The 6,080-nt window shown below is 51.8% G+C and carries 7 protein-coding genes; all 7 read left to right on the top strand.

Translation table 11 applies throughout. The annotated features are described in order from the left end of the window. The first annotated feature begins 658 nt into the window (after window positions 1-658). On the top strand, window positions 659-1,264 hold the full coding sequence (locus C4S63_RS17180) for a restriction endonuclease subunit S (RefSeq protein ID WP_103918258.1): 606 nt from the start codon (window positions 659-661) through the stop codon (window positions 1,262-1,264). A 53-nt stretch (window positions 1,265-1,317) separates the two neighbouring features. Beyond that, window positions 1,318-2,847 carry a type I restriction-modification system subunit M gene (locus tag C4S63_RS17175; protein ID WP_103918257.1) on the top strand — a complete coding sequence of 510 codons (1,530 nt, stop codon included), beginning with the start codon at window positions 1,318-1,320 and terminating at the stop codon, window positions 2,845-2,847. Continuing rightward, entirely contained in the window at window positions 2,837-4,042 is a 1,206-nt protein-coding gene (locus C4S63_RS17170; protein ID WP_103918256.1) for a restriction endonuclease subunit S, read from the top strand. The genes C4S63_RS17175 and C4S63_RS17170 overlap by 11 nt, the downstream gene beginning before the upstream one ends. A 3-nt stretch (window positions 4,043-4,045) precedes the next feature. Further along, complete coding sequence (locus C4S63_RS17165; RefSeq protein ID WP_103918255.1) at window positions 4,046-4,561, top strand: SLATT domain-containing protein; 516 nt, start codon at window positions 4,046-4,048, stop codon at window positions 4,559-4,561. Then, complete coding sequence (locus C4S63_RS17160; RefSeq protein WP_103918254.1) at window positions 4,558-5,370, top strand: nucleotidyltransferase; 813 nt, start codon at window positions 4,558-4,560, stop codon at window positions 5,368-5,370. The genes C4S63_RS17165 and C4S63_RS17160 overlap by 4 nt, the downstream gene beginning before the upstream one ends. A gap of 17 nt (window positions 5,371-5,387) precedes the next feature. Further along, a complete protein-coding gene (locus C4S63_RS17155) occupies window positions 5,388-5,756 on the top strand; it encodes a nucleotidyltransferase (protein WP_160052793.1) in 369 nt (122 codons plus the stop codon). Between the two features lie 63 nt (window positions 5,757-5,819). Beyond that, a partial coding sequence (locus tag C4S63_RS17150) for a transposase (protein WP_146063406.1) occupies window positions 5,820-6,080 on the top strand: 261 nt, incomplete at its 3' end.

Raw genomic sequence — 6,080 nt, 5'->3', positions numbered from 1 at the left:
ACCACAGGCCTCACAGCTACAACGGCGGGATCGCCCCTGCGGTGGCCGAAGAAAAACCTAAATCACTGTCCGGTATTAGTTGACCACTACAAACCCTTGCACGCTGCTCATCCGTCGCTTTGCGGTGCCAGGCTGAATGTGGCTTTCCCTGATTTGGTCATGCAAATACGCACAGTAGCGATAGGTAGGCCTTAGACGGGGGCGGCGATGGGCACTGAGATAGTCAACCTCCTCCTCCAGGAGCCAGCGCCTGAAATGGGCCAGATCTCCTGCGATACTCTCCAACGTGCGATGCGACACTGGCGCCACGCCATCCAGCCTACCCAGCAGATAGCGGCCTGCATCGCGCCAAAGCGAACCATCTGGATCCACGACCAAAGGGAAATGCCTATAAATGGCCTCCACCCCAGCCCCTTCAGCGCCAATCCAGTAAGGAGCCCCCGCCGTACGAACCAAGCCACCCTTCTGAGGGACAGCAGTAGGCTCGTAAACCTCAAGCTGTCGAAGCATCTCAACCCGCACCCCCATCCCCCCCTCCTACACTGACAACACACGTCGCCATAAACTGATTCAATGGCGATGAAGCAAAAAATATAGGTTGACACGCCATCCTTCTCAACCAATAATTTTTGCATCATTGCCGATGGTGTCTGGTTTGATGGTAAAACTCAGCCAAATTGCCTCTATCAACCCCGGATATCCATTCCGGGGCAAAATCGAGGAATCAGGGGACGGCTCAATAGTTGCCGTTCAGATGAAAGATGTGTCGCTCACTACGGGCGTAATCTGGTCGGGATGCACGCCCACCACCCTCATCGGCAAACGCCACCCCCAGCTACTTGGCAACGGAGACATCCTTGTTGCGGCAAGGGGAAACCGTAACTATGCCGTGGAAGTTACCAAGGACAAGCTTGCCCCTGGCGTTGAGGCCGTAGCGGCACCACACTTCTTCGTCGTGACGCTCAAAACAGGCAGAGTGATCCCGCCGTTTCTGGCATGGCTACTGAACCAGAACCCCAGTCAGCGCTATTTTGAGAAGAATGCGGAGGGCACGCTAACCAAGAGCATCCGGCGCAGCGTACTGGAAAACACGCCACTTGCGTTCCCAGACAAGCCCAGGCAGAAAGCCATCATGGAACTGGTGCACACCATGCAGCAGGAACAACAGCTCATGGAGCAACTACAACGAAAAAATCAAAGCCTGATGAACGCCATCGCCAGCGACATCCTACGGCCGTCCATCCAGGCCAAGAAGGCCCACTAGCGCGGCATGTCGCACAGAATGAGCAATAACAGATAATCCACAGGAAAGAACAGATGAGCACCGAAAACAAGATCAACCAGGATTCCATCAACAAAGCCCTGTGGGCCGCTTGTGACACCTTCCGGGGCACTATCAGCGCCGACACCTACAAAGACTTCATTCTCACCATGCTGTTCCTCAAGTACATCTCGGATGTCTGGCAGGATCACTACGACGGCTACAAGAAGGCATACGGTGAAGAGCCGGAGCTGATCGAAGAGATGATGAAGAACGAGCGCTTCGTACTACCCAGAGACGCCAGTTTCTACGTCTTATGGGAGCGCCGCCACGAACCTGGCAACGGCGAACGTATCGACCAGGCCCTGCATGCCATCGAAGAGGCTAACGGCACCAAGCTCAAGGATGCCGGCAAGAGCGTGTTCCAGGACATCTCCTTCAATACCGACAAGCTCGGTGAAGAAAAGCAGAAGAACACCATCCTGCGCCACCTGCTGGAAGACTTCGCCAAGCCCGACCTGAACCTCAAGCCCAGCCGCGTCGGCACTCTGGACGTGATCGGCAACGCCTACGAATACCTGATCAAGAATTTCGCGGCGAGCGGCGGTCAGAAAGCCGGGGAGTTCTATACCCCACCCGAAGTCAGTGACCTGATTTCCGAGCTTCTCGACCCGCAACCTGGTGACAGCATCTGCGACCCGGCCTGCGGCTCCGGCTCCCTGCTGATGAAGTGTGGCCGCAAAGTCATCGCCAACCACAACAGCAAGCAATACGCCCTCTATGGCCAGGAAGCCATCGGCTCCACCTGGTCACTGGCCAAGATGAACATGTTTCTGCACGGCGAAGACAACCACAAAATCGAATGGGGCGACACCATCCGCAACCCCAAGCTGCTGGATAAAAACGGCGACCTGATGCTGTTCGACATCGTGACCGCCAACCCCCCGTTCAGCCTGGATAAATGGGGCCACGACGAAGCCGAACACGACAAGTTCAGCCGTTTCCGCCGGGGCATCCCGCCGAAAACCAAAGGCGACTACGCCTTTATCCTGCACATGATCGAGACCCTGAAGCCAAAGACCGGGCGCATGGGCGTCGTCGTGCCCCACGGCGTACTGTTCCGTGGCTCCAGCGAAGGCAAAATCCGTAAACAGTTGATAGACGAGAACCTACTTGATGCCGTTATCGGCCTGCCGGAAAAACTGTTCTACGGCACCGGCATCCCCGCCGCCGTCCTCGTTTTCAAAAAGGAGAAGAGCGCCAACAAGGTTCTGTTTATAGATGCCAGCCGCGAATTCAAAGCCGGCAAGAACCAGAACCTGCTCACCGAAGACAATATCACCAAGATTGTTGACACCTACCGCAACGGCGAAAGCGTAGAAAAGTACTCCTATGTTGCCAGCCTCGAAGAAATCCAGGAGAACGACTACAACCTGAATATCCCACGCTATGTGGATACCTTTGAGGAGGAAGAAGAGATTGATTTGATGGCAGTGCGGGCCGAGCGAGAGCTTCTGAAGGGCCAACTAAACGAGCTTGAAGCTGAGATGACCAAGTATCTGCGGGAGCTTGGCTATGGCGCCTAAAGGCTGGAAATTAAACGAGCTGAAATCGCTTTGCAGCAAGATTTCCGTGGGCCTGGCGATATCAGTAACGCCATATATTAGGCCTGATGGTGTCAAGTTAATCAGAAATCAGAACATCAAACGAAATTATTTTAATGACAAATCGGTTGTTTATATTGACCCCGAATTTGCCAAAGCAAACAAAAGCAAAAAGGTAATAGCTGGTGATGTTGTCGCCGTTCGAACGGGATCAAATATAGGCGAAGCATGCGTTGTTCCAGAAAGCTTTAATGGCGCACTAACCTTCACCACACTAATCGCCAGACCCGATCCGGAGTTATTGGACTCCCAGTACCTCTCAACCCACATGAATTCTGGCCACGGAATCGCCGAGGTGGGAAGACTATGCGCAGGTGGAGGCAAGCCAAATCTGAACTCTGGAGAGTTAAAACGGTACCGCTTACTAACACCTCCACTATCCGAACAAAAGAAAATCGCCAAAATCCTTTCTTCCTGGGACAAGGCCATAACTACCACCGAACAACTGCTCTCCAACAGCCAGCAACAAAAAAAGGCCCTGATGCAACAACTCCTCACCGGAAAAAAACGCCTCCTGGATAAGAATGGAAATGGGTTTCACGGAAAGTGGAAAGTCTCAGAAATTGGTGAGCTATTACGTGAAAGCCGCATACCATCGAAAACCAATCGCCCATCTAAAAGATTGACCGTACGGTTAAATTTGAAGGGCGTTGTACCGCGTGAATGTCGTGGCACCGAGGCAGTTGACTCGACGGCACACTTTATCAGGAAAGCAGGTCAATTCATTTACGGTAAGCAGAATATCCATAAGGGAGCATTCGGCATCATACCCACGACTCTAGACGGCTTTGAGACATCGCAGGATTTGCCTGCCTTTGATTTTACACGTGCTTGTGATTCGACATGGTTTTTACATCATATGTCCCAGGAGAATTTTCATGCATCCCTCGAAGACAAAATGTCTGGAACCGGCTCGAAAAGACTAAACCCAAAAACATTATTGAAAATAAAAATCATGTGCCCTCCTATTGAGGAACAGATAAAAATTTCCGCCGTGCTGTCCATGGCAGATCAGGAAATTTCAGTCCTGCAGAAAAATCTCACCTCTTTGAAGAAAGAGAAAAAGGCCTTGATGCAGCAGCTACTAACCGGGAAACGGCGAACAAATGTGGAGTAACGAATGGATTCACAAGAACTTATTGGGAAATTGGCCAAAGAGTATCGTCGAGTAGAAGAAGATGCCGAGCACTCGTTCAAGGGGCACTACAATGCCGCAGATGATTGGTCGAAGGTGAACCTGGCACTCGGCCTCCCCTCGGCAGTGCTCGGCGCAGTGGCGGGAGGCGTCTCCGCTGCAGATGGCTACCAAACCGCGATTACAGCCGCCGCTTTACTGGCGTCAGCGCTCGTCACCTGTCTGACCTTCCTGAAGCCAGGCGAAAGGGCTGATTCGCATAAGAATGCAGCACACCTTTATCAGGCCCTCAGGAACAGCGCTCGCATACTTCGAGAGATCGACCTTGAGAACGAACCCGATCTTGCATACGCCCGCTCCCGGCTCGCCGCCCTCACAGATAAGCGGGATGACCTGAACGCAAGCATGCCCTCTATACCTAGGCGCGCTTACGAGAAGGCCAAGAAGGACATTGACTCTGGCAGAGCACAGTACGCAGTGGACAAGGAGCGCCTTAAGTGACCGTCAACAGCTACCTGCAAGTACTATCCTCGTCGGCCGTTATCAGAGATCAGGAGAAGGAGAGCATCCAGAAATCCATCGCCACTCTCCAACAGCGCCTTGATCAGCACTTTGGAAACGACATCACCGATCATTTCATTTTCGGGTCGTACACAAGAGGAACCATCCTGCCTCGAAGCATGGATGAACACTCTGATATAGACTACATGGTGGTATTTGGCGAGACATCAAGCAGCCCTCAGACATACCTCAATCGACTCCGGAGATTCGTGAGCATCTATTACTCACGATCACAGATATCACAGTCTGCCCCGACCATCGTCTTATCGCTTAATCACATCAAATTCGAGCTGGTTCCCGCCATCGACAGCTGGTGGAGCGGCCTCAGAATCCCGGCTAAGCGTTCTGAGCTGGATGACTGGATTCAAACCAATCCAAACGACTTTAACGAAACGCTTATTTCTACAAACAAGTCGAACAACAACCTCATCAAACCCATGATACGACTTGTGAAGTACTGGAACGCAAGGAATGGCTATCTATTTGAATCCTTCACGCTAGAACGACATTTAGCAGAAAAATCTTACTTCTGGATTGGGGGAATCTGGGAACCCGGGCAGCTCAAAGACTACTTCTTCGACGCAATCGGCTCGCTCGGCTACAACGGTAGAGACCCTAAATACAAGATTGATGCAATTAAGCGCGCTCATGAGCTGTCCGATCAGGCGCAGAGACTTATCTCTCGCGGACAGGAAGGACAAGCCGAAAGCGTTATTTATAGACTTCTTCCCGCTCCAATCAGCGCTTGATAAGGAGATCACATCTGATGACTGTCACTGAAATGTTTTCGTCATTTCTGGATAACCTTAAGATTGAAAATGCTGACAAGATCAGTAATCAGTACGAGGAGATTACTTCCTGCCTCAACAAGAAGTTCAGGGATACCGAGTCCAGAACCGCCAACAGCTTGCAAGTAGGCTCTTATGGTAGATACACAGGAATCAAAGGAATCTCGGATCTTGATATGCTCTATATCATGCCAAAGAGTGAATGGGACACCTACAAAGACGGAAAGCAAGCCAAGCTACTATCAGATGTAAGGGCGGCCATTCAGAATCGTTACCCAACATCGAATGTTAAAGTTGACAGCCCTGTCGTCAGGATAGAATTTACCAACTTCCACGTGGAAGTGTAGTGGTCTAATGAATCCGGACACCAACGTAGGGTGGTAAAATCACCACCTTAAGCGAGGTGTCATATGACCAGAAAACGACGATCCTTTACACCTGAATTCAAGCAGGAAGCCGCCAGCTTGGTGCTGGACCAAGGCTACACCGTTCCCCAAGCCAGCACATCGCTTGGTGTAGTCGAGAGCGCGCTGCGGCGCTGGGTTAAGCAGCTTGAGGCTGAACGCCAAGGTGTTACCCCCAAAGGCAAGGCTCTTACCCCGGAACAGCGCCGAATACAGGAGCTTGAGGCTCGGTGTGAGCGCCTGGAACGGGAGAAGAACATTCTAAAA

The sequence above is a fragment of the Alcanivorax sp. DSM 26293 genome, assembly GCF_900107995.1.
Taxonomy (GTDB): Bacteria; Pseudomonadota; Gammaproteobacteria; order Pseudomonadales; family Alcanivoracaceae; genus Alcanivorax.
Note: the sequence above shows the minus strand (reverse complement) of the source record. Positions and strands in the feature narration are given on the sequence as shown.